At 45.0% G+C, this 23,893-nt stretch carries 18 protein-coding genes and 1 riboswitch; of the genes, 13 read left to right on the top strand and 5 right to left on the bottom strand.

Annotation, left to right across the window (positions count from 1 at the left end):
- The first annotated feature begins 210 nt into the window (after nt 1–210).
- The 4 genes from thyA (at nt 211) to ACUC6J_RS13250 (ending at nt 6,198) form a co-directional block, all read left to right on the top strand.
- Nucleotides 211–1,005: a thymidylate synthase gene (gene thyA, locus ACUC6J_RS13265; RefSeq protein ID WP_016820707.1), complete on the top strand. Its 795-nt coding sequence runs from the start codon at nt 211–213 to the stop codon at nt 1,003–1,005.
- Nucleotides 1,006–1,022: 17 nt separating this feature from the next.
- Entirely contained in the window at nt 1,023–1,511 is a 489-nt protein-coding gene (locus tag ACUC6J_RS13260; protein WP_447248966.1) for a dihydrofolate reductase, read from the top strand.
- Between the two features lie 236 nt (nt 1,512–1,747).
- A complete protein-coding gene (locus tag ACUC6J_RS13255) occupies nt 1,748–3,235 on the top strand; it encodes a glutamate synthase subunit beta (RefSeq protein ID WP_164965479.1) in 1,488 nt (495 codons plus the stop codon).
- Between the two features lie 608 nt (nt 3,236–3,843).
- Nucleotides 3,844–6,198, top strand: a complete 2,355-nt coding sequence (locus tag ACUC6J_RS13250) for a DNA topoisomerase 3 (protein ID WP_447248965.1) — start codon at nt 3,844–3,846, stop codon at nt 6,196–6,198.
- A 27-nt stretch (nt 6,199–6,225) separates the two neighbouring features.
- Here ACUC6J_RS13250 and ACUC6J_RS13245 read toward each other — a convergent pair whose 3' ends face one another.
- Nucleotides 6,226–6,990, bottom strand: a complete 765-nt coding sequence (locus tag ACUC6J_RS13245) for an HAD family hydrolase (RefSeq protein ID WP_031461575.1) — start codon at nt 6,988–6,990, stop codon at nt 6,226–6,228.
- A 65-nt stretch (nt 6,991–7,055) separates the two neighbouring features.
- Nucleotides 7,056–7,973 carry a hypothetical protein gene (locus ACUC6J_RS13240; protein ID WP_017427725.1) on the bottom strand — a complete coding sequence of 306 codons (918 nt, stop codon included), beginning with the start codon at nt 7,971–7,973 and terminating at the stop codon, nt 7,056–7,058.
- Nucleotides 7,974–8,423: 450 nt separating this feature from the next.
- Here ACUC6J_RS13240 and ACUC6J_RS13235 point away from each other — a divergent pair, with 450 nt between their 5' ends.
- The 5 genes from ACUC6J_RS13235 to ACUC6J_RS13215 all read left to right on the top strand — a co-directional run bounded on the left by ACUC6J_RS13235 (nt 8,424) and on the right by ACUC6J_RS13215 (nt 13,846).
- Complete coding sequence (locus ACUC6J_RS13235; RefSeq protein WP_447248964.1) at nt 8,424–9,581, top strand: MFS transporter; 1,158 nt, start codon at nt 8,424–8,426, stop codon at nt 9,579–9,581.
- A gap of 81 nt (nt 9,582–9,662) precedes the next feature.
- Nucleotides 9,663–10,388: a phosphonate ABC transporter ATP-binding protein gene (locus ACUC6J_RS13230; RefSeq protein ID WP_330720979.1), complete on the top strand. Its 726-nt coding sequence runs from the start codon at nt 9,663–9,665 to the stop codon at nt 10,386–10,388.
- The gene (locus tag ACUC6J_RS13225) at nt 10,385–11,719 is read left to right on the top strand and encodes a hypothetical protein (protein WP_338128155.1); all 1,335 of its coding nucleotides are present in this window, start codon (nt 10,385–10,387) and stop codon (nt 11,717–11,719) included. Before ACUC6J_RS13230 ends, ACUC6J_RS13225 begins: the two co-directional genes overlap by 4 nt.
- Nucleotide 11,720: 1 nt before the next feature.
- Nucleotides 11,721–12,419, top strand: a complete 699-nt coding sequence (locus ACUC6J_RS13220; protein WP_016820715.1) for a response regulator transcription factor — start codon at nt 11,721–11,723, stop codon at nt 12,417–12,419.
- Nucleotides 12,416–13,846, top strand: a complete 1,431-nt coding sequence (locus ACUC6J_RS13215; RefSeq protein WP_447248963.1) for a sensor histidine kinase — start codon at nt 12,416–12,418, stop codon at nt 13,844–13,846. Before ACUC6J_RS13220 ends, ACUC6J_RS13215 begins: the two co-directional genes overlap by 4 nt.
- Before the next feature lie 78 nt (nt 13,847–13,924).
- Here the strand turns inward: ACUC6J_RS13215 and ACUC6J_RS13210 are convergent, their stop codons facing one another.
- Nucleotides 13,925–15,151, bottom strand: a complete 1,227-nt coding sequence (locus ACUC6J_RS13210; protein ID WP_017427730.1) for a glucose-1-phosphate adenylyltransferase — start codon at nt 15,149–15,151, stop codon at nt 13,925–13,927.
- A gap of 237 nt (nt 15,152–15,388) precedes the next feature.
- On the opposite strand from ACUC6J_RS13210, the gene glgB reads away from it, so the two are divergent.
- Both glgB and glgA read left to right on the top strand, forming a co-directional pair.
- Complete coding sequence (glgB, locus tag ACUC6J_RS13205; RefSeq protein ID WP_107733526.1) at nt 15,389–17,314, top strand: 1,4-alpha-glucan branching protein GlgB; 1,926 nt, start codon at nt 15,389–15,391, stop codon at nt 17,312–17,314.
- Nucleotides 17,315–17,335: 21 nt separating this feature from the next.
- Nucleotides 17,336–18,787 (top strand): glycogen synthase GlgA, encoded by a 1,452-nt coding sequence (glgA, locus tag ACUC6J_RS13200; RefSeq protein WP_103042470.1) that lies wholly within the window; start codon nt 17,336–17,338, stop codon nt 18,785–18,787.
- A gap of 77 nt (nt 18,788–18,864) precedes the next feature.
- On the opposite strand, the gene ACUC6J_RS13195 is transcribed toward glgA, so the two are convergent.
- Together ACUC6J_RS13195 and ACUC6J_RS13190 are read right to left on the bottom strand one after the other, a co-directional pair.
- On the bottom strand, nt 18,865–19,935 hold the full coding sequence (locus ACUC6J_RS13195) for a hypothetical protein (RefSeq protein ID WP_103042469.1): 1,071 nt from the start codon (nt 19,933–19,935) through the stop codon (nt 18,865–18,867).
- Nucleotides 19,936–19,974: 39 nt separating this feature from the next.
- On the bottom strand, nt 19,975–21,153 hold the full coding sequence (locus ACUC6J_RS13190) for a M20 family metallopeptidase (protein WP_025365012.1): 1,179 nt from the start codon (nt 21,151–21,153) through the stop codon (nt 19,975–19,977).
- A gap of 148 nt (nt 21,154–21,301) precedes the next feature.
- On the opposite strand from ACUC6J_RS13190, the gene ACUC6J_RS13185 reads away from it, so the two are divergent.
- Nucleotides 21,302–22,765: an ABC transporter substrate-binding protein/permease gene (locus tag ACUC6J_RS13185; RefSeq protein WP_017427733.1), complete on the top strand. Its 1,464-nt coding sequence runs from the start codon at nt 21,302–21,304 to the stop codon at nt 22,763–22,765.
- Nucleotides 22,752–23,474, top strand: coding sequence for an amino acid ABC transporter ATP-binding protein (locus ACUC6J_RS13180; RefSeq protein ID WP_013371435.1), 723 nt, complete (start codon nt 22,752–22,754; stop codon nt 23,472–23,474). Before ACUC6J_RS13185 ends, ACUC6J_RS13180 begins: the two co-directional genes overlap by 14 nt.
- A gap of 243 nt (nt 23,475–23,717) precedes the next feature.
- A riboswitch (cyclic di-AMP (ydaO/yuaA leader) is annotated at nt 23,718–23,887 on the top strand.
- The last annotated feature ends 6 nt before the right edge of the window (nt 23,888–23,893 follow it).

Genomic DNA, 23,893 nt, shown 5'->3' with positions numbered 1-23,893 from the left:
AAAAGAGGCAAGGAGCGCTATATGTGCGCTCTTTGTCTCTTTTTTTCAAACTTTAAGATTATTGGACTATCATGAAAATTCACACAGTACATGGTCAAAAAAGTACCCTACATGATAAACTAAATATAGATTAATGGTGTAGATCGAGAGTTTTCAAAATTAAAAATGGACAATACTGTTTTTTATTCATGCTCAAAGGAGAGAAACAACGTGCGCAACTACTTGGAATTGCTGGAGGATATTTTAGAGAACGGGGTAAAAAAAGAGGATCGGACAGGAACGGGAACATTATCTGTTTTCGGAAGGCAACTTCGTTTTGATCTGGCCAAGGGCTTCCCGTTAGTGACCACTAAAAGAGTACATTTGAAATCCGTTATACATGAGCTGTTATGGTTTTTGCGAGGTGATACCAATATTGCTTATCTCAAGGAGAACGGAGTTAGCATTTGGGATGAATGGGCAGATGAACAGGGGAATCTGGGACCTGTATATGGATCGCAATGGCGCGCATGGGAAACAACGGACGGACAACATATTGATCAAATTGCGAATGTCATTGAAGCTATCAAAAACAATCCGGATTCACGTCGACATATTGTCAGTGCTTGGAATGTGGCTGAAATTGAATCGATGAAATTGCCGCCATGTCATTTTGTATTCCAGTTCTACGTAGCTGGGGGAAAGCTATCCTGTATGCTGACGATGCGTTCAGTGGATACATTCCTTGGACTGCCGTTCAACATCGCTAGTTATGCATTGCTGACGCATATGGTTGCACAGCAGTGCGGTTTGGAGCCTGGAGAGTTTATTTGGTCAGGCGGCGATGTGCATATTTATTCAAACCATATACAACAAGTGCATACGCAGTTGGAGCGTGATCCTTATCCCTTGCCACAGTTGAAAATCCTGCGCAAGCCTGAATCCATTTTTGATTACACTTACGAGGATTTTGTTTTTGAGAATTACGAGCATCATCCAGGGATTAAGGCGCCTGTCGCCATCTGATTAGAGGAGGTGGAAAGATGAGCATTTCGATGATATGGGCTATGGCACAAAATGGTGTGATTGGTCGGGATAACAGACTTCCTTGGCGTCTTCCCAGAGATATGGCCTTCTTCAAAGAGCAGACGATTAATAAAACAGTACTCATGGGACGCAAGACGTGGGAATCCTTTGGCGGGAGAAGCCTAACAAACCGCCGCAACGTCGTTTTGACTCGAGATGAGAGTTATCAGGCGGAAGGTGCAGAAGTGATCCATACACTGGAGGAGGGGCTCCAACTTGCACAGCAAGAAGAGCTAATGGTCATTGGCGGAGCGGAGATTTATTCACTGTTTTGGCCACATGCGGATCGACTGATTGTGACTCGAATTGAGGAGACTTTTGAAGGCGATACGACGTTTCCTGAGCTGGATTGGAGCGGCTGGACTATAGTCAGTGAGACGCCAGGTATCAAGGACGACAAAAACTTGTATGACTACCGTTTTGTTGTTTACGAGAGAACAGAATAACATACAGGAATTCAACCTAGCTCATTTGAAAAATTAATAAACCATATAAAAAATCCTTTTGGCTGTAGATGCAGAAAGTTGCATAAGTTTTCATTACTTTTACGCTGTATTGTGATACAATAAATCAAATTCAATGAGAACAGACCCTTTCATAACACAAACAGACAAGTTCGAATTTGATTAGAATTCTGAATGGATGATCGGGGTTCATAAGCGAAGAGATGGGGGAACGTAACATGTCTACACCAACTGGATTTATGGAATACACACGACAGCTTCCTACAGACCGGGACCCGGCAGAGCGTATAAAGGATTGGGAAGAATTCCATAAGCATATGTCTGAAGAAGAGCTGCGTACCCAAGGGGCGCGTTGTATGGACTGCGGAACTCCTTATTGTCATACGGGGATGGATCTCATGGGAGCAACTTTAGGCTGCCCAGTTCATAATCTTATTCCGGAATGGAACAATCTCGTATATCGTGGTTTGTGGAAGGAAGCGCTAGATCGGCTGCACAAAACGAATAACTTTCCAGAATTTACGGGTCGTGTCTGTCCTGCGCCATGTGAAGGTTCATGTACAGTTGGCCTTATTGGGGAGTCTGTTACCATTAAGACAATTGAGGAAGCGATTATCGAAAAAGGCTTTGAGGAAGGTTGGGTCGTTCCTAACCCGCCGGAAAAACGTACAGGCAAACGAGTGGCTATTGTTGGCTCGGGTCCTGCGGGATTGGCTGCGGCAGCACAGCTTAACAAAGCAGGTCACAGCGTGACAGTGTATGAGCGTGCAGATCGTGTAGGTGGGTTACTGATGTATGGAATCCCATCCATGAAGCTGGATAAGAAGGTTGTACAGCGCCGTGTAGATTTGCTGGAGGCTGAAGGTATCCAATTCATCACGAATACGGAAATCGGCAAGGATATCCCTACTGAGCAGCTGATTGCTGACTATGATGCAGTTGTGCTATGCGGTGGATCTACAAAGCCGAGAGAATTCAATATTGAAGGCAGCGATTTGAATGGTGTCCATTATGCTATGGATTATTTGAATGGCACCATCAAGAGTTATCTGGATTCCAACCTCGAAGATGGCAACTATTTGTCCTCCAAAGGTAAGGACGTTATTGTTATCGGTGGCGGTGATACAGGTTCGGACTGTGTAGCTACTTCTTTGCGGCACGGTTGCCGGAGTGTCACTCAATTTGGCACACACACCAAAGCTCCGCTGGAACGTGATCCGATTGCGAATCCTTGGCCGCAGTTTCCGAATGTGTACTCTCTCGATTATGCACAGGAAGAAGCGAAAGCGTTGTTCGGTGAAGACCCGCGTGAGTTCTCCATTATGACAACCAAATTTGTGGGTGATGAGAATGGCAATCTGAAAGAACTACACACCATTCAAATTCAACGTATTGTTGATGAAACTGGACGTAAAATCTATCAACCAATTCCAGGTACGGAACGCGTATTTCCGGCACAAATTGCGCTGATTGCAATTGGATTTGATGGGCCTGAGCAAACGATTGTGAAGGAAATAGGTTTGGAAACAGACCGTCGCTCCAACGTTAAGGCTCGTTATGGGAAATATGTGACGAATGTGGATAAGGTGTTTGCTGCGGGTGACATGCGCCGCGGACAAAGTCTTGTGGTGTGGGCAATTAATGAAGGCCGAGAAGCAGCACGTGAAGTTGATAAATACCTCATGGGTGCTACTGTTTTGGTATAATTATAAATTTTTATGTTACGTTACGAATCAAGTAAAGGCTCCATCTTAGGATGGGGCTTTATTTGTGTTTAAAGCTTTATCACTAGTCGTTGTTGAAACCAATTTTCTAGTGAGGTATACAAAACGTTGTAAACTAAATGTTATATAAATTAACTTAAAATTAACTTTTTAATCATGTAGTTGTTATCTAAAATAATCATAACATAAATAAGGACGGCTTGTGTAGCCTTTTCAAAGAAAAATACATTTATTTTACAAAATAATTAGATAAAAACTTAAATTGCGTAATATAAATTAACATTAATATTACACAAGTTTGCTAATAGTGCAGTTTTATTTTGGGTTTTCTATATTTATATTGCTTTAAAAGGAAGATGACATGATCTTTTCCAAGGTTACATAAAATCATGACCTGAGAGAATCATGATATCTATGGTATAATAGACGTACATTGTTGAAGCGCTAGACTAAATGAATTTACAAAGGAGCTTTCGCCGGGAGAAGGCTCCTTTTGCATGAGGCCGGGAACCTGTGTTTTCATTTGCGTTCCATGTATATCTATGATTCATGGAGGAGAAACAGAAGGCCGTCAGGAAGGAATGGAATGAATGAAGACGTTGATTATTGCTGAGAAACCAGATATGGGGCGGACAATTGCCGCTGTTATGGAGCCGCGTGCTAAAAATAACCGTACCTATTTGGAAGGGGAGAAATACATTGTAACCTGGGCGATCGGTCATTTGTTGGGTCTGGCTGAGCCGGATGCTTACGATGCTAAGTACAAACGATGGAATATTCAAGATCTTCCGATTATCCCTGAACAATTCAAAATCGTACCTAATCCGAAAACAAAAGATCAGCTAAAAATGATTGGTGAGCTGGCCAAACGCTGCAATGCTATCGTGAATGCTTGTGATGCTGGACGGGAGGGGCAATATATTTTTGCGTTAATTCAGCAGCAGTTAAAGCTACGACAGCCGGTTAAGCGATTGTGGATCTCGGACTTGACGGCGGAAAGTATTGCGACTGGCTTTGAACGATTGCGAGATGCCTCGGAGTTTGAATTCCTGACTCAAGCTGCGCGGGCACGAAGTGAAGCGGACTGGCTGATTGGCATGAACGCCTCCAGAGCGTTCACAACACGACATAACACCTTGCTGTCGGTAGGACGGGTGCAGACTCCCGTGTTGGCACTAATTCATGATCGAGAAAAGGAAATTGAAGCATTTCAGTCTCAAACCTTCTATGACGTATGGGCTGAGTTCAAACAAGATCAGATTAAGTACAAAGGGGCATGGCAGGGTGATCGGCTGACGAATCCGGAAGAAGCTGAGGGGATCGCTGCGGCGGTACGCGGGAAAGAGGGTAAAATTACCAAATATGATACGAAGCAGACAAAGGAGTATCCTTTTAAATTATACGATTTGACGCTGCTTCAACGCGAGGCGAATGCCAAGTACGGTTATTCGGCTAAAAAAACGCTGGATGTGGCACAAGCTCTTTATGAGCGTCACAAGGTCATTTCCTATCCGCGGACCAACTCTAATTATGTGACAGAGCAGAATATAGACGGCATGCATAAGGCATTACGGATGCTGGGGACAGGCCCTTATGCTGATCTGGTACAACAAGCAAACCCTAATTTGGTCCATAAACAGAATAAATCGGTCTGCAATCCGTCTCGTGTTGAGGATCACCATGCTATTTTGCCGACGTTAAAAAGGCCGGGAACGCTAAGCAAGGAGGAACAAAATGTATATGACCTGGTTATTCGTAGGTTTCTGTCGCATTTTTTTCCGCCAGCTGAATATAAAATGCATACCGTAATGACGCAGGTGGACAAGCATCTGTTTAAAACTAATATTAAGGAGCTTCTGTCCTTGGGATGGAAAGTGGTTTTGAGCAAGGCTGATCAGGATAAAGGTAAAAAGAGCAAAACATCCAAAAAAGAGGATGAAGAGGAAACGGACGAGTGGACGGACAAGAAGTTTGAAATTGATGCAGGGCGTCCGGTAGATTGTGTTCGCGCTGAGATGAAAGAAAAGGCGACTCAGCCTCCTAAAAGCTACACGGAGGGCACATTGCTTAAAGCGATGGAAAGCGCGGGAAAGCAGATGGAGAATGAGGAATTACGCGAGGTTATGAAGGATGCTGGATTAGGTACACCTGCGACACGGGCCGCCACAATTGAACGATTAAAGAAAGTCGGCTACATTGAGATGAAGGGCAAAAAGATTCTTATTACAGATAAGGGAAAGATGGCTATTGACCTGATCCGTCATGCCGGGGTAGATCTATTAGCTTCACCGGAGATGACAGGTCAATGGGAACGCCGTCTTCATCAAATTTCCAAGGGTGAGGCAGCTCAGGAGAAGTTTATGGATAACGTTAAAAGATTTACGTTGTCCATCATTGATAAGGTAAGGCAGCAGCCACCTGCTCCCGCAAATGCCTTTGGCGAGGAGGCAAGGAGTAATCGCTCGGGAGGAAAGACGAACGCCCGCGGCGTAGGTACGAGTGGACGTGCCACCACCGCCAAAGGAAGAGACCGCACAGCATCAGGAGGCGGTAGCAGTGCAGGAAGTGCTGCGCTAAAGCAAGCATCGGCGCCAATAAGTCGCAGTTCGACTACAAAAGCAGTGCGGAGCTCATCTGATGGACAGTCAGATACTTCAGCGAACCAAAGGCAGGCGTTAGGCAGCTGCCCGTGCTCCAATTGCGGTGGAAGCATTATTGAAGGCCGCAAAGGGTATGGGTGTAGCCACTTTAAGCAGGGCTGTGGTTTTGTCATTTGGAAGGAATATGCGGGCAAGCAGATTACCGAAACGATGCTCAAGTCCCTGCTCGCCAAGGGGCAGACGCAATTGTTGTCTTTTAAACGTAAAGATGGATCGACCGTCAAAGCGCGGATTGTTCTGGATGTGCCAGGAACAGGACAACTTAGCGTTCGTGAGGATGCCTGAGATAGGAGCATCAACAAAAAAAGGACCCTATCCGAGGGTCCTTTTTTGTTGATGCAATTGTATGCTTTCGTGGATCACCCGTGGCACTTCTGTTAGCTTCTGTATAGTATACATCACAGAGTTCACGTTTTTTTGCAATTCAACCATATTGTAAATCCATTCTTTGGGCTGCTTAAGATACACAGCGTGAATACCTGCCGCAAGGGCTGGAGATACGTCGGTGCGTAAAGAATTCCCAATCATCCAGGTGATGCTTCGGTCCAAGCGATTCATTTGGATGATTTCTTCCAGTGCATCTACATTTTTATGCTGGCGAATGTAGATGCGGTCATCAAAGTAAGTAGCCAACTTCATTTGTTCAATCTTTCTTTCTTGAATGACCTGCTCACCCCCAGTGTAAAGATGAAGGGAATGCCCTGCTTTTTGGAGTGAATTTAACGTTTCGGCCATACCTGGATACGGTTCGATTTCCTGCTCGTACACACTTCGGCCAAGCGAGCGAAGCTCCTGCTCTTCCCGAGAATCCGTACGGCGTCCAAATTGTTCCGAGAAAAACTGGTACGTATCTATTAGGGATTGTGGAAAATGCTCGCTGGCAAAACCCACCTGATGAACTCCAGCCACATCAATTTCGATTTGTTTTTCACGGATCGAATTTCTTGTTAGGTTATGAGCTGCAAACCATTCCTGAAGCAAATCGAAAAAGTGGTTGAGAATAAGATCGAAATACTTGTTGCAGTGGACCAAAGTGTCATCAAGATCAAATAAAATGTGCTGCTTCGGATACGACATGATGCATACTCCTTCCAAGCCAAAGCTTTAACGGTGTTCGGTTTATAACTAAGTTGCGATTCAAATTACAATCCAATATAGGATTCCAAAAATACCTGCAAATCAGCCGCACCGTCGGGACGGATGCTGAATTTTTCCTTGTGATAGCGTCCAATGTGGATGCGGAGCAAGCCAGCCACACGCAAAATCATCATATCAGACATAAGTGTATCTTCCAATCGGCTTAAATCATGGCGCATGTCTTCGAGAGACTTAGGACCTTGAGCTACATAACGCAGAATACGCAGTCGTTGCGGATCATTGACAGCACGAGTAAGTCGTAGTAGAAGCGTAGGCGGTTCTTCCTCACTCTCCTCGGGGATATCTACCGGATACTGAATCAGCAGTGTGCGGGTATAAAAGCAGTATGAATTAATTGGGCGGTTATGGACGACCGGAAACAGCACCACTGTATCGAGATCTTCCATATGGGGCACAACTAGTCCAGCTGTCGCATATTCAACAAGTGCTTCCGGTTCCATTTTACTTAACAGCATGCGCTTTTCTGCAGCGTCTTCTTCTGCCAACACACGCAGTTCGCCTTCCAACGTCCGAAAGTAATCACGATCCCACAATCTGAGGAGTGGTGCATATACCTTACGAATGCGTAAAGATTCTTCAAAGGTTAAAAAAGGAATATGCGGAACAAGCAGCTCAAACATATCCTTGTCCGGTCCGTGATCCAAGTAAGAAATATAGTCGGATATTTCATCTGATTCCGGTCGAAGCAACGCCCAGGCATAGAGTGCGTCATAATCGCTAAAAGGGCAATCCTGAGCTGTAGCAAGCTCAGTACGAACTTCTTGTTGTAGTCGTGCATCCACCTTGTCGATCCATTCATGGCCCAAGTCCATATCTTGGACCCACTTTTTAGTTACATAGGCCATAAAGCTGCCGAGCAATTCATAAATTGGAGAAGTGTCTATTTTAATTTGATAACTCATGGAACCAAATGCCTCCTATTCTGTCTTCTAGCCCAGAGCGGTGAACGTAAATAAAGCCCGTCCATAAGCAAAACATGAGCATTTTGAAATTGCCCACTTATTTATTATGGCTTGTTCTGCCGGGCATTGTCCACTATAATATGAAATAGTGCGTTGTGACGTGAACTTGGTCGGATTGAACATACGAGGCTCACCAAATGGAGTCGGATACATACCAGACTAGCTCTATCCGTAAAATCGTCATCTCAGATGGCGATTTTTTTCTTTCTCTCTTTAATACACTAAAATTAACGCTAAAAACATCTTAATATGTAATATACCGATTTTTCAGATGGTCATGGTATACATCGTGATAAGAATTATTATTGATTATGGTATCAAATGCAAATCATTTCTAAGCATTCATTTTATGATGTTAATAATTTAATTGTTCGGGCAGGAGGAGCTAGGATGTCGTCGTCGTTACGTGTTCATTATTTTATTTTAATTGCAGTTATTATTGTTGCTGGATTATGTCAGGGTTTACTATTACCTATTTTGTCGATTTCTTTGGAACAAATGGGGGTTTCGTCTTCGCTAAACGGAATGAACGCGGCTGCACTGTATATTGGTTCATTTGCAATGACACTGGTGGCTGAACGGACTTTGGGATGGCTGGGGTTCAAAAAGCTGATGGCCGGTGGTCTTGTGCTTGTGCTCATTACGCTGCTGCTGTTCCCGCTAATTCCTGATATTCGGATTTGGTTCGTACTGCGTCTGCTCGTAGGTATTGGAGACAGTGCGTTGCACTATTCTGCGCAGTTGTGGATATTGCTAGTAACTCCACCAGAGAATCGAGGCCGCAACATTTCCTTTTATGGTATGTCTTACGGTCTGGGTTTTGCATTAGGCCCATTGGGATTATGGCTACTCGATTATGGAATGCTGGTTCCATTTGCTGCGTTGGCTTTTTTGTGCTTGCTTGTGTTGCTGTTAGTGTTAATCAAGCTACCTGACTCCAGACCGGAGAAGCAGGAAACTGAGGCGCGTCCCACACAAAGATTCCGACGCAGCTATAGCTGGGCATGGTACGCTCTGTTGCCTGCATTTCTATACGGTTATATGGAAGCGAGCCTGAACAGTAATTTTCCAGTCTATGGCCTGCGTATCGGCTTCCATACCGATGAAATTGCTGCTTTGCTGCCTTTCGTTAGTTTGGGAGGCTTAGTGTTGCAACTGCCTTTGGGTATATTAAGTGACCGTTGGGGACGTAAAAAAGTGCTAATGAGCGTAGGTATAGCGGGAGGATTGACCTTTATGTTGCTACCCTGGAGTGGTAATCATTTTATGTTCACTTTGGTATTGCTGACCATCGCAGGTGGATTGGTAGGCTCCTTTTTCTCACTTGGTTTGGCCTATGCAGCTGACCTGTTGCCCAAATCATTTTTGGCGGCTGCAAATGTGCTGGCATCCTTTCATTTTAATCTGGGAAGTGTGGTCGGACCTAATATTAGCGGAGGGTTGCTGGACATTGGAACTCAAGGCAGCATGTTTCTAGTCCTTGGAGGTAGTTACATTGTTTTTGGATTGTTAGGTTTGTTTTCCCGAAAAAGAGCACCGGCGGTTTAAAACTGCGGTTTGCATGGTATTTGTTTCACAATTACTATAAAATATAAATATGTATTGATGGCGGACAAAGGGGAATCATAGATGATTAAAATTCGGAAGCTGACCAAGCACGTGGGGCCTGAACGTATCCCGTTGCTTCGAGGGATTGATGCTGAAATTCATCAGGGTGAATTCATTGCTATAGTGGGGCCAAGCGGAAGCGGTAAAACGACACTTCTTCGCTGTCTTGCTTTACATGAATCTTGGGAAGAAGGCAGTTTAATTGTAGGAGGCAATGATGTACTGAAATCCGGGTGGACAGGCAAGATGAAATTAAAGCGGGAATGGGCATATCTGGAGCAAAATCCGCATCTTAATATGAATCGGACCGCTCTTAAAAATGTGCTCATTGGCAGATCGGGTCAGACCCCCTGGTGGAGAATGGTTACTGGTATGGTGCGTTCCGACGATTATATGGGAGCGATGGACGTTCTGGAGGATCTGGGTCTGCTGGATAAGGCGCATGATAAATGCGACAAGCTCAGCGGCGGCGAACGGCAGCGGGTAGCCACAGCGCGTGCTCTCGTTCACGGAGCTAAGGTTATTTTAGCTGATGAGCCTGTAAATGGACTTGATCCTGCCTCAGCAGCGCATGTACTGGAAACCTTTCGCAAGCTGTGTTCTGACGAACGAGTAACAATCATTACTGTACTGCCGCTGGAAATGGCTGAACGTTTTGCTTCCCGAATCTGGGGGCTGAATGAGGGCGAGCTGGTGTTTGATATCCAGGGAAGACGATTGACACAGGCAGAAAAGAACAAATTGTGAAGGGGACGGCAAGAGAAGTGAAAAAAATGCTGTTGAAAATGGTGGCGTGCTGCTGTTCCTTGCTGCTCCTTGCTGGATTTTTAAGCGGCTGTAATGTGATTAGCGATCCGATTTCGCTGATGCAGACACCAACGATGTCTGATGAGAAACAACAGCTGAATGGAGCAGTAAATACGCAATTAGGGGCGGTACAGCCTTTAAGGCCGAACGATCCGGATGATCCTACGCCAATTCGGACGGGAGATTTGAATAATGATGGTATAGATGAAGCGGTGCTCTTTTATGAAACACCAGATGAGAGCGTAAAGATACATGGTGCCTTGTTTGAAGATCAGGGCGGCACGTGGGTAAAGAAGCTTACATTTGATGGGGAAGGCACGGTGTTGGAATCATTTAAGCTTGTGGATTTAACCAATGACGGTACGCTTGATATTGTAGCAGGTTTTTCGAGCGGAGACAGTGGTGAAAACGGGGACCAGAAGGGCCTCATCGTGTACTCTTATACTGGAGGAACGTTGGAAAAAATATATGCAACGGGCTATACGGACTTCGTGGTAGACGATTTTAACCATAAGAAGATAGATTTGAACGGGGACAATCTGAATGACTTGACGATTATCTTGCTCCGTCGTAATGAATTTTTTACCGTGAAAACATTCCAGTTCAGCGGAGGGACCTTTAAGGAGATCGGATCGTTGGAATTGGACAGTCAGGCTTTAGGTGTCTACAATGTTGTCGCTGGTAAGGTAGCCCAAGGTAGGCAAGGGATCATTATTGATACAAAGATTGCCGAGACAACTACGGTTTCCAATGTTATCGTGATGGATCACGGCAAACTCAGAAAGCTCAATCTTATGGATGTTACCTTTAAGGATGCTACCATCGCCAGTGGTGATGTGGATGGTGACGGTATTCTCGAATTTGGGAATTTAGAGAAGCCTAAAGGTTGGAGCAACAGGCCGCTGGATGAAGTTCCTTATTTTGTATCGTTCTATCAGTGGGATGGGGCCAAAGGGACGATTTTCAAGCAGCAACAGTATCGTGATTCTAATGAACAGGTCTACTTCAGACTGCCGAAAGAGCTGCATGGCAAGGTGACTATTGATCCGAAGGTTTCCAGGAAAGACAGCTATTTGCGGTTTATTCTGGATGATACAGACAAAACAATAGCGGAAATTAAATTTTTCTCATTGTCACAATGGGAGCGAAACAATGAAGGCTATAGCCAATTGTGGCGAACGAACGCACAGGTAATTGGCATTAAGCGATCCAGCGAGCTGGAACCACGTAAAACCATTAAAAACAAGATGGGGGAAAGGCAGGTAGAATAGAGTGAGTAAAGTTTTAATCATGGAAGACGAGGAATCGATCCGTAGCTTTATCGTTATTAACTTGAAACGTAACGGTTTTGAGGTGCTGGAGGCGGCAGATGGGCATGAGGCTCTGAATATTTTGAACACGGTGCGGGATATTGATATCGCGCTGCTTGACGTGATGGTGCCTGGGATGGATGGTTTTGAGGTTTGTCGGAGAATTCGGGAAACGAATGAGCGTATTGGCATTATCTTTCTGACAGCCAAGGTACAGGAACAGGATAAGGTGTATGCCTTGTCTGTAGGGGCTGATGATCATGTGAGCAAGCCTTTCAGCCCGACAGAGCTGATTGCACGTATCCAATCGTTATTGCGTCGGGTAAATGTACATCGTGAAACAGCAGCCAAGGTGTCTTTCCAGTCCGGTCCGTTCACGCTGGATTTGATAGCTAAGCAATTTAAGAAAAACGGACAGCTGATCGAACTGACACCGACAGAGTTTTCGCTGATTCAGTTTTTTCTGGAGAAAGAAAATACGCCGCTTAGCCGAGATGTGCTACTTGACCACGTATGGGGCAAGGAATATATGGGCGATCCGAAAATTGTAGATGTGAATATCCGACGTCTGCGGCAGAAAATTGAAAACAATCCATCCGAGCCGGCTTTCTTACAAACCGTGTGGGGACATGGATATAAATGGAAAGGTCAGTCTCAATGATCAAAAAGGGAATTCGCCGACAGATTGTGCTTCACTATTTTTTCGTAGTGTTCTTGGCGCTTCTGTTAGTAGAAGTCATTTTTATGTTTGCACTCCGGTCATATTATTACGACTCCATTTACAAACACATCGAAAGCCGTATCGAATCGGTAAGTGAATTTGCATCCAAATTCAAAGAGCCAGAACAGTCTTTGCAATCGTATTTGTTGAATACATTTTCTCTGCCCTTCACTGAATTACAATTGCTTGATGAACAGGGAAATGTAATTGATAACTCGACAAATTTTGCTGCGGATCTAAGTGTGCAAACCAGTGATGTGACACAAGCCTTAGCTGGAGATACGGGCAAATGGATCGGAAAGCAACCCGGCACGGGACAGCAGGTGATGGCGGTATCTCAGAAACTGGACAATATCGTCGGAGATCAGGTGTATATTATCCGGTATACGACTTCGTTGGAATTAGTAAATGATAAATTATTCATCATTACATTATTTTCGGTGGGAATCATGGCAGCTGTACTGATTATTGTATTTATAGTAAGCACAGGGCTTGCCAATTCCATTGTCAGACCGATTAACAACATTCGCGATGTATCTGCTCAGATGGCACAGGGACGATTTGATGCACGTATTAAAGGCGATTATCGCTATGAACTGGGTGAATTGGCATCGACGTTGAACTACATGGCACAGGAGATTGTCCGAACCAATCAAATCAAGGATGATTTTATTTCTTCCATTTCTCATGAGTTGCGTACTCCGCTTACTTCGATTAAGGGCTGGAGTGAAACGTTAAATTCTGGCGGATATGACCCGGAAGAGACGAAAATTGGGATGCAGATTATTTCCAAGGAAACGGATCGACTGATTGGCTTAGTGGAGGAAATTCTCGATTTTTCCAAACTGGAGCAAAATGCCATGAAGCTCGTGATGGGAACAGTTGATCTTCGAGAGCTTTTGCAGGAAATTATGCTGAACGTATGGGCAAAGGCAGAAATGAAGCGGATCAAGCTTCAACTGGATTCCGAGGAAACGGCTTATCTCGTTCATGGAGACGGTAACCGTCTGAAGCAGGTATTTTTGAACATTGTAGATAATGCTATCAAGTTTTCGCATGAAAGCTCGATTATTTATCTGTCTCTTCAACGCATTAAGGGTAATATCGAGATATCGGTACAGGATACAGGGATTGGGATTAGTGAAGAAAACCTTGCCAGAGTAAGGGATCGCTTTTTCCAGGTAGACCACCAAAATGGGGGGACGGGTCTCGGATTGGCAATATCGCAACAGTTTGTTGAGCGTCATCACGGTCAGATGCTCATCAGAAGTGAATTGGGAGCTGGAACCACCATTACGGTTTCATTGCCTGCTCTGCAAGCAGAGTCATCCGTGGAACTACCACAACTCTCGGAAGGGCAAATTTAAAGTCAGTTGTAAGAGGTAATAAAAAACAGCCAGTCCTCACTATATTGGAGGGCTGGCTATTTGAAATTTTAGGGAGAGTTATGATGTAAAGCCTTCTGCACGCAAGCGTGTGTTACGCTCATAGGCTTCTTTTAGCATACGTGTAGTTTGCGGCCGTACTGCCATTTTACCAAATACTGTTTCATTGGGTCCGATAACCATAATTTCGCTCGGATTACCTTTAATCACAGCACCATCACGAATCACAGCACCTTCACCGATAATGGCATGCTCAATATGCACGTTGCGCCCAATACGTGTGTCGGGCATAACGATACTTTCCTTGATGGATGAGCCTTTTCCCACCTCGACGCCACTAAACACTACAGAGCGCTCAATTTGGCCTTCTACTTGGCAGGAATCATGCAGGAGGCTGTCCAATGACTGCATTTTACGACCAGGCACCTTTTGCGCGCTCAGCCTTGTGCGGCGTTCACGTGTATACATCGGCCAGTCTTGACGCTGAAGGTCAATTGCGCAATTTTCATGGAGCAGATCCATGTGGGAGTCCCATAGGCTTTTAACTGTACCTACGTCTTTCCAGTAGCCTTGGAATTCATAAACGTATAGAGATTCTTGGTCCGCCAGCATTTTAGGTATGATATCTTTGCCAAAATCATGACTGGATTGAGGATCCTGTGCGTCTTCCAACAGGTAATTTCTTAAGTAATCCCATTTGAAAAGATAAATCCCCATAGAGGCCAAATTACTTTCGGGTTTCTCCGGCTTCTCTGCAAATTCAGTGACACGCAGATCTTCATCGGCGCTCATAACACCAAAACGGTGTGCTTCATCCCAAGGAACCTCCATGACAGAAATGGTTGCCGCAGCTCCTTTTTCCTTATGGTAGTTCAGCATCTCGCGATAATTCATATAGTAAATATGATCACCGGATAAAATAAGCACATGCTCTGGATTTTGGCTGTCAATATATTCGATATTCTTATGAATAGCATCTGCCGTTCCTAAGTATTCAGCGTTACCTGTATTATAAGATGGAAGCAGGGTAATTCCTTTGTCATCCGTTTTTGTAAGGCCCCATGGAGTCCCATCCCCAATATGTTCGTGCAAGGATTCCGCCTCATATTGCGTCAGTACACCTACAGTATCAATGTTTGAATTTACGCAATTACTGAGAGGAAAATCGATGATCCGGTAATGACCGCCAAAAGGTACGGCGGGTTTTGCAATCGTTGAAGTAAGGGGAGCAAGACGGCGTCCCTCTCCGCCTGCCAGCAGCATGGCAATGCATTCTTTATTAAACATTTCGTTTCCCTCCCGGTTTAGTTGTCTGTTGTAGTACATACATAAACGGTATGGGGTACTCTTGAAACCATCAGGTATATAAGATTCCCCAAAAACTAAGGTTTATTTTTTTCCTAGTCATTTTTCTGTTCATTGTGGCTAGAATGGGGTAATAACTCAGGTCAGCTTTGACCCAAAAGCGAATGCATTACCGACTCATACATTTTTACTCACAAAACATAAAAGGGTGGTGACGTGATGACAGACCAAACTCTTCCGCAACAGACGATATCATCGGAAGATATTTATTTGTTTCATGAAGGAACGCTTTATCACAGCTACCGATCTTTGGGTTCCCACCTTACTGTGGAGAACGGAGAACAGGGCGTTCGTTTTACGGTCTGGGCTCCTCATGCTCTCCATGTCGGGCTTGCTACAGATCGCAACAACTGGAATGGGGAACAGGATTCCTTATATAGGGTTCCCAAATCCGGTTTTTGGAGTCGTTTTTTTCCGGGGATATCCCAAGGAACATTTTACAAATACGACATTACAGGTCCAAATGGTGAACGATTTCTGAAAGCAGATCCTTACGCCGTACGTGCTGAAGTAAGACCGGCTACGGCGTCAGTGGTAGCTTCATTGGATGGTTATGTTTGGAATGATGCAGCTTGGCGCCGTAAACGTAGAGCACCATATGGTAAACCTCTACATATATATGAGCTTCATCTAGGCACTTGGAAGCAAAAAGCAGATGGTACGTTTTATACATACAGGGAGATGGCTGAGCTTCTTGTGCCTTATGTAACAGATATGGGGTATACACATATTGAGCTGATGCCGCTGAGTGAGCATCCGTATGACCTTTCCTGGGGCTACCAACTCACCGGGTATTTTGCACTCACAAGCCGTTATGGTGAACCACATGATTTTATGTATTTGGTGGATCGTTGCCATCAGGCGGGAATTGGAGTGATTATGGATTGGGTTCCAGCTCATTTTGCCAAGGATGCTCATGGATTGAGACGGTTTGACGGATCGCCGCTGTTCGAATACGCGGACCCGCTAATTGCGGAAAAGCCCGGCTGGGGAACCCTGACATTCGATTATAGCAAGCCAGAAGTACGTTCTTTTCTGATCTCCAATGCATTGTTCTGGATGGATGTGTACCATATTGATGGTCTGCGTGTAGATGCAGTGACGAGCATGTTACGGCTTGATTTTGAAAAGCAGGATGGACAATATTGTCTCAATTCCAAGGGAGGGATTGAAAATGAGGAGGCTATCGCCTTCCTTCAACAGCTGAATGAGACGGTATTCCGCTATTATCCATACGCACTCATGATGGCAGAGGAGTCCAGCGCTTGGCCGATGGTGACCTCCCCAGTAAGCGATGGAGGACTCGGTTTTAATTACAAATGGAATATGGGTTGGATGAACGATACACTTGATTATATGGAATCAGAGTTTGATCAACGACCCGATCGCCATAATTTGCTGACATTCCCCATAGCCTATGCGTACAGCGAAAATTTTACACTGCCATTGTCACATGATGAGGTTGTGCATGGTAAAAAGTCGCTGCTTGATAAAATGCCGGGCACCTATGAACAAAAATTTGCCGGACTACGGGCACTTCTTGGCTATCAAATGACCTCACCAGGTAAAAAGCTTTTATTCATGGGAGGGGAATTTGGTCAATTTATTGAGTGGAAGGATGAGGATCAGCTTGACTGGTTTTTGCTGGACTATGACAGTCATCGGTCTCTGCACGCATATTCGAAAGCACTGAATCATTTATATCTTCAGGAGAAGGCACTATGGGAATTGGACCATTCGTGGGACGGCTATCAATGGATTGAAGCTGAAGACCGCGGACAGAGTGTGATTACGTATTTACGTAAAGGCAAAAAAGCAGGAGATACGCTGGTTGTCCTCATTAATTTTCAACCTGTGCCAAGAGAAAATTATCGAATTGGGTTGCAAAAGGCAGGAAGCTATATGGAATTACTGAACAGCGATCATAAGGACTTTGGGGGGAGTGGTCAGCTTAACTCTGGGGTGATACGTACTTCCAAAATCCCTTACCACGGCCAGCTTCACAGCTTGGAGGTGACGATTCCACCCCTAGGCATCGTTATACTCAAGAAAACACCACCACGTAGGTCTAAAAAAGTAGATTAACCACATAAGGAGGAAGCACATATGAACATTTTGTTTGCGGCAGCAGAAGCACATCCATTTATTAAAACAGGCGGGTTGGCTGATGTTATTGGCGCACTGCCAAAGGCACTTCATCAGGCAGGATGCGACGTCCGAATCATCTTACCTAAATATGCGGGCATTCCCGATACCTATAAGAAGTCTCTGCGTCCGGTAACGGTCAAGCATGTAGCTGTAGGCTGGCGTGATCAGTATTGTGGAGTAGAGGAGCTGACGTTGGACGGGATCAGGGTTTATTTTATAGATAATGAATATTACTTCGGTCGTGACGGTATTTACGGTTACATGGATGATGGCGAACGCTTCTCCTTCTTTAACCGGGCGATTTTGGAAGTGCTGCCTGAACTGAATTTTCGGCCGGATATTGTGCATTGTCATGACTGGCATACGGCAATGGTTCCGCTGCTTCTGAATGCCGATTATCGACATTTGCCCTTTTACAACGATATTCGCACGGTGTTTACGATACATAATCTGTTGTATCAGGGTGATTTTCCATATGAGGTCTTAACGGAGCTGCTTAACTTGGATGGAAGCTATTTTACTTCCGAAGGTGTGGAATATTATGGCAGACTGAATTTTATGAAAGGTGGGCTTACTTACTCCGATCATGTCACGACCGTGAGTCCAACCTATGCAGAGGAGATTCAAACTGAATTTTACGGATACGGACTGGAGGGTTTACTTCGTAAATTAGGAGAGCAGGGACGCTTAACGGGGATTGTGAATGGAATTGATACCCAAAGCTACAATCCTGCCACAGACAACCGTATTTATACAAAGTACCGCACAAGTCTGGCAAAGAAAAAGGAAAATAAAATTGCCTTGCAAAAGGAGCTAGGTCTGCCGGTCCGTCCGGACGTACCTATGATAGCAATGGTAACTAGACTTGTGGATATGAAGGGGCTAGATCTGGTTACGAGAGTGCTTGACGAAATCTTGTATTATGACGATATTCAGTTTGTCGTGCTGGGAACAGGGGACCCGGCTTTTGAGCACTGGTTCCAGGAAGCAGCGGGACGGTATCCTCTGAAAATGTCGGCGCAGCTTACTTTTAGCGAGCCACTGTCACGAAAAATATATGCGGCAAGTGACATGTATCTTATGCCATCGAGGTTTGAGCCTTGTGGGATTAGTCAACTGCTGGCGCTTCGTTATGGAAGTATCCCTATAGTGCGAGAAACTGGAGGGCTGAACGATACTGTACAGGCTTACAATGAATCCACAGGTGAAGGTAACGGTTTTAGTTTCACGAACTATAATGCACATGACATGCTGCACACCATTCGTCGTGCTGTTGATTACTATCGCCAACCTGAGCATTGGAACAAGCTTACACAGACAGCCTTTGCAGGAGAGTACAGTTGGGATGTATCGGCCGAGGCTTATATGGATATTTACCGTTCGCTAGCAAAGATTGATGGAACAGAGTAGGATACCATATTTGTGCTAATAAAAAAGGGAATCCCTTTAGCCAGTGTCTGGCTGAGGAATTCCCTTTTTTGCTGCGGTCAGTCGCCCCCGCCACCACAACTGCTTCCACATGAAGATCCGCTGCTACAAGAGGAATGACTCCCAGAATCGCCTGAATCGTGGTGAGAAGAGCCTCCACCATGAGAACTGTCATGGGAGGAATGATGGTGCGAGTGGTGTGTATCCCAGTTTGAGCAGCCGCTTGCAGAGCTACAGCCGGATGAGCTGGCTAGGGCGGCACTGCTTGTAGAGTCTGGGTGCATGTGTATGGCAAATTCATCAGGCCGATACCATGAATACCACACAACAGCCAGTAGCAAATAGTCAACCTGCAAATAGTTGATCTTGGGGAGCTGCTTGCCCTCAGGATCATTTACAGCTTTATTTACCCGCTCACGGAGGTGTTGGACTATCTTATGAATCGCTTGTTGTGTCTGCTTTGAAATGCCTATATTTTCACTTATATTCCATCGGTCACCTACTGGCTGCGCTGAAGCTGTCAGGTTGTAATAGTGTGAAAGCTCATCATTCGGTAATGGATGATTAAAAAAAGTTCCCCACAAACTGGCGCTATAGCGATTCCAGCCAAAGCATTCCACATACAACCAGTCAAACCACGCCCGCTCCTCTGGCATCGGCTGAGAGCCGCCCGAATGGGGAGCATGGTGAAGCATACGACCAAAAAAAGCTTCCGAGAACTGCTGGTATTCGCGCGTAAACATTAACATTTCGTGCCATATTTCATCCACATCACTACTGAACATAGGCACTCGATTCATAATCGCGCATAGCATGAAGTATCGTTTTAGCTCATGCCAGCGCCAGTCATATTCTTGTTCCGTCAGATTAGGGTGGGCTTCCATGACACGTTGCTTTACGTTGTGAGCATAGGAGGCTGGAATGGATCGCTCCAGCAGCTCCTTCAGCTCCGTAATTTCTGGATGACGCTCTTGCGTGAGTGACGAAGGAGACGGGGAACTAAGGAAAAATGCATTCCGGCGGCGCGTGCTTCTGTTTCCACGATTCCTGCGTATTGCTCGGAATATAAACCAAAAAATGATGAGGTCAACCACAATAAACAACGTCCAAAAGCTACTCATACTATTCATAAAGGCACTCCTTTCTCCAAGAAGACGGCATTTCCGATTTTAGCTTTTGCTATTCAGTAGAGCGAATTCTTCTTTAATCTGTGCCAGCAGCTCAGAACTTGTGATTACATCGCAAGCTGTCCATGCCAAGGTCCTCGCGGCCAAGAGCATTCCTTCCATTGCGCGGTCCTGCATCGCCAAATCGCGGAATTCTGGTGTATGCAAGGCATGCTTCTCGTCAATAACTTGAATGTACGGATGGATCGCAGGGCAATGAAGTGATACATTTCCGATATCCATAGAGCCATGATCTTCGCCTTCCGTAATATCTTCTTGCGCAATACCAGCCTGCACCAAATTTGCAGTAAAGGTGTCGGAGAGTACACCGTTAGTCACCATTTCATCATAAGAAGTCTCATAATTGGAGGTTTCCAAACGACACCCGGCTTGTAAAGCAGCTCCTTCAGCAATTTGAATAACACGACGGGTAAGCGGGTTCAGTTCTTGGCGTGTCGCGGCTCTCACGTAAAATTGAGCTGAGGCGTAATCAGGAATAATATTGGCAGCCTGCCCACCCTGATTAATGATGCCATGGATACGTACTGTACTTTTCACCTGTTGCCGAAATGCGTTGATCCCATTAAACGTTTGAATCACAGCGTCCAAGGCATTAATCCCTTCGTGCGGACTGGCCGCAGCATGAGCGGATTGACCAAAAAATTCGAACTGTACAGCATCAATCGCCAGCGATTTTCCTGATTTTTCGTAGCGATCGAAGGGATGTGTCATCATGGCTATGTCGCAATCATCAAACAATCCAGCCGCCGCCATCGGAACTTTTGCACCGCGTGTTTCTTCGGCAGGTGTGCCGTATACACGTACTTCTCCACCAGTCTCGTCGATGATCGATTTGAGACCGACGGCAGCGCCTGTACTCATCATGCATATCAAATGGTGTCCACAGGCGTGCCCTAAACCTTTCAGGGCGTCATATTCTGCCAGAAAAGCAACAACTGGTCCAGGCTTGACTGCTTTGTAAGTAGCAATAAAGGCCGTTTCTATACCCAATATGGGTGCCTGAACTTCAAAACCGTGAAAGGCAAGTTCTTCTTTTAGACGGGCAGAGGCCAGGAATTCCTCGTTTCCAAGTTCAGGGTTTGCGCCTATATACAACGAAATGTCCTTAAACCGCTCGGCATGCTGTTCAATGGTGTGTTGAATGGTCTGTTTAAAATTCATGCTGAAAACTCCTTTATATATGCTGTAATGTAGGTACTGCGATAGATATACTAAAATTGTACTATAACATTCATTGCATAATCATGCATATTCATTTATAATGACACAATCTTATTTATTATAAAGAATTTAAGGAGAGAAAAAAAGATTGAAAAAGGCATATCGTTTTACCGCCCTGGTTTTGACGGCGGTTATCTTGCTGTTGGCTGGTCTTCCTATGCTCACTGCATACGGATCGGAAGGAAAGCCACAGAAAAAACTTGTAGTGGGTATGAGTGCTGACTTCCCGCCGTATGAGTTTCACAAAGTTATTAACGGTCAGGATACCATTGTCGGGTTTGATGTTGAAATCGCCAAGGAAATCGCCAAGGATCTGGATGCAGAGATGGTCCCAGAGGACATGAGTTTTGACTCTTTGCTGCCTGCTCTGCAAAGTGGTCGCGTAGACTTGGTGCTGTCTGGTATGACACCGACGGATGAACGCAGAAAGAGCATTGATTTTTCGGATGTATACTATCGTTCCAAGCAAGTCATTATGGTACGTCCAGAGGACAAAGACAAATATTCAACGATGGCTGCTCTAAAAGGAGAGAAGCTCGGTGCGCAGAAGGGGAGTATCCAGGAAGAAATTGCGCAAAAAGTGCCTAATGCTTCTGTAACCTCATTGGATAAAATATCCGATCTGGTACTCCAGCTTCGGACCAAGCGTATCAACGCGGTTGTAATCGAAGATACCGTTGCTAAAGGATACACGCTAGACGGTACCGTAACACTTGCCAAAGCAGTACCTGAAGATGAAGGAGCAGAAACTGCTGTAGGCATCCGTAAAGGAAATGCGGAATTGCTTGCTTCAGTAAATAAAACGTTGGCTCGCCTGAAAGCGGACGGATCGATTGAGAAATTTTCTACAGAAGCGAGTGCACTGTCTGCTGACAGACAGGTTTCTTCGAATAGCATTGTAGATATATTTTTGAAATATCGCAGTTTCTACGCTACGGGTATCGGCTACACTCTATTGCTGTCTGCGCTCGGAGTACTGTTCGGATTCATTATTGGGCTGATCATATCCTTGCTGCGGATGAGTGGTATTCGTATTATCGAGTGGCTAGGTACCGCATATGTAGAGATACTGCGCGGCACACCTATGCTGGTGCAGCTTATGATTATTCATTATGGAGTTGCTTTGACGTTAGGTGTTAATTTTACGCCACTCCAGTCCGGTATAATTACGTTGTCTCTGAATAGTTCGGCATATTTGGCTGAAATTTTCCGTGCTGGTATTCAGGCCGTAGACCGTGGACAGATGGAAGCTGCCCGCTCGCTCGGGATGGGACGAGGCAAAGCGATGCGTCACGTTATTTTACCGCAAGCATTTAAATCTATATTGCCTGCTATTGGTAATGAGTTCATTACGATCATTAAAGAATCTTCTATTATTTCGACCATTGGGATGGTGGACATTATGTATCAAGCCCAGGTCATTAAGAATATTACCTACGAAGGCTTAAGTCCGTTCGTAATCGCAGCCGCTATTTATTTTGTAATGACATTCAGCTTATCTAAGCTGTTGGGTTTATGGGAAAGGAAGTTGAGAGCCAGTGATCACCGTTAAACAACTGCGTAAATCATTCGGTAAGAATGAAATTTTAAAAGGCATTGATATAGATATCGCCAAAGGTGAAGTAGTCGTCATTATCGGCCCGAGTGGTTCGGGGAAAAGTACGTTTTTGCGTTGTATGAATCTGTTGGAACAGCCAACAGAAGGGGAAATCTTGTTTGAGGGTGAGCCGATTACGGCCCGTGGTCATAATATTAATGCGACTCGGGAGAAGATGGGGATGGTTTTCCAGCATTTTAATCTGTTTCCACATAAAACAATACTGCAGAATCTGACGCTTGCACCAACGCAGGTGAAGAAGCAATCGGGGAAAGAAGCGGAGAAAATTGCGTTGGAACTCCTGCGGACCGTGGGTCTTGAGGATAAAAAGAATACCTACCCGAACCAGTTATCTGGCGGTCAAAAGCAACGTATAGCGATAGCACGCGCTCTGGCCATGCAGCCGCACGTAATGCTGTTTGATGAACCTACCTCTGCCCTGGACCCTGAAATGGTTGGAGAGGTTCTGGATGTGATGAAGAAGCTCGCTGAAGGCGGCATGACGATGGTGATCGTGACGCATGAAATGGGCTTTGCTCGTGAGGTAGGAGACCGAATCATCTTTATGGACAACGGTCAAATTATAGAGCAAGGTACGCCGGAGCAAGTTTTCGGAACTCCAAGCCATGATCGTACCCGTGATTTTCTGGCTAAAGTGCTGTAAGAAAATGCTTTTATGAATTATTGACAAAGCCCTCTCGTGATGATATTTCACGGAGGGCTTTTCTCCTTTTGTCACCATATCTCCATATTTTCGTAACAAAAAACCGATTTTTGATGACAAAATTGTAATGGATATAGTATGATGTTCAAGGTTCCCAACATTTTCATGCAGATAAGGTTACAAAATTGTGATATTATGCAGTAAGCCAAAACTTACCGGGGCAGCAGCAATGATAACAATTACTCAGGTGCTGGGCTCAAACCATGGGAAGTGCGGGGGACGTAACAACGGCAATTATTCCAATGCGTCATATAGATGTTGTGGAATATGCCTAGGGGTGAATTGCACAAGCATAGGGCTTCTCCTGAGTCCGAATCCGACAGCTAACTTCGCAGGCATAACAGAGGAGGTACATATCT

Source organism: Paenibacillus sp. JJ1683 (genome assembly GCF_053006485.1).
The sequence above is the reverse complement of the archived record's forward strand: the minus strand, read 5'-3'. Positions and strand labels throughout refer to the sequence as shown.

What these genes read in the sequence shown, in the direction of transcription:
- ACUC6J_RS13260 (WP_447248966.1), top strand. Translation starts at nt 1,023, where the DNA reads ATGAGCATTTCGATGATATGGGCTATGGCACAAAATGGTGTGATTGGT.
- ACUC6J_RS13255 (WP_164965479.1), top strand. Translation starts at nt 1,748, where the DNA reads ATGTCTACACCAACTGGATTTATGGAATACACACGACAGCTTCCTACA.
- ACUC6J_RS13250 (WP_447248965.1), top strand. Translation starts at nt 3,844, where the DNA reads ATGAAGACGTTGATTATTGCTGAGAAACCAGATATGGGGCGGACAATT.
- ACUC6J_RS13245 (WP_031461575.1), bottom strand. Translation starts at nt 6,990, where the DNA reads ATGTCGTATCCGAAGCAGCACATTTTATTTGATCTTGATGACACTTTG.
- ACUC6J_RS13240 (WP_017427725.1), bottom strand. Translation starts at nt 7,973, where the DNA reads ATGAGTTATCAAATTAAAATAGACACTTCTCCAATTTATGAATTGCTC.
- ACUC6J_RS13235 (WP_447248964.1), top strand. Translation starts at nt 8,424, where the DNA reads ATGTCGTCGTCGTTACGTGTTCATTATTTTATTTTAATTGCAGTTATT.
- ACUC6J_RS13230 (WP_330720979.1), top strand. Translation starts at nt 9,663, where the DNA reads ATGATTAAAATTCGGAAGCTGACCAAGCACGTGGGGCCTGAACGTATC.
- ACUC6J_RS13215 (WP_447248963.1), top strand. Translation starts at nt 12,416, where the DNA reads ATGATCAAAAAGGGAATTCGCCGACAGATTGTGCTTCACTATTTTTTC.
- ACUC6J_RS13210 (WP_017427730.1), bottom strand. Translation starts at nt 15,151, where the DNA reads ATGTTTAATAAAGAATGCATTGCCATGCTGCTGGCAGGCGGAGAGGGA.
- glgB (WP_107733526.1), top strand. Translation starts at nt 15,389, where the DNA reads ATGACAGACCAAACTCTTCCGCAACAGACGATATCATCGGAAGATATT.
- glgA (WP_103042470.1), top strand. Translation starts at nt 17,336, where the DNA reads ATGAACATTTTGTTTGCGGCAGCAGAAGCACATCCATTTATTAAAACA.
- ACUC6J_RS13195 (WP_103042469.1), bottom strand. Translation starts at nt 19,935, where the DNA reads ATGAATAGTATGAGTAGCTTTTGGACGTTGTTTATTGTGGTTGACCTC.
- ACUC6J_RS13190 (WP_025365012.1), bottom strand. Translation starts at nt 21,153, where the DNA reads ATGAATTTTAAACAGACCATTCAACACACCATTGAACAGCATGCCGAG.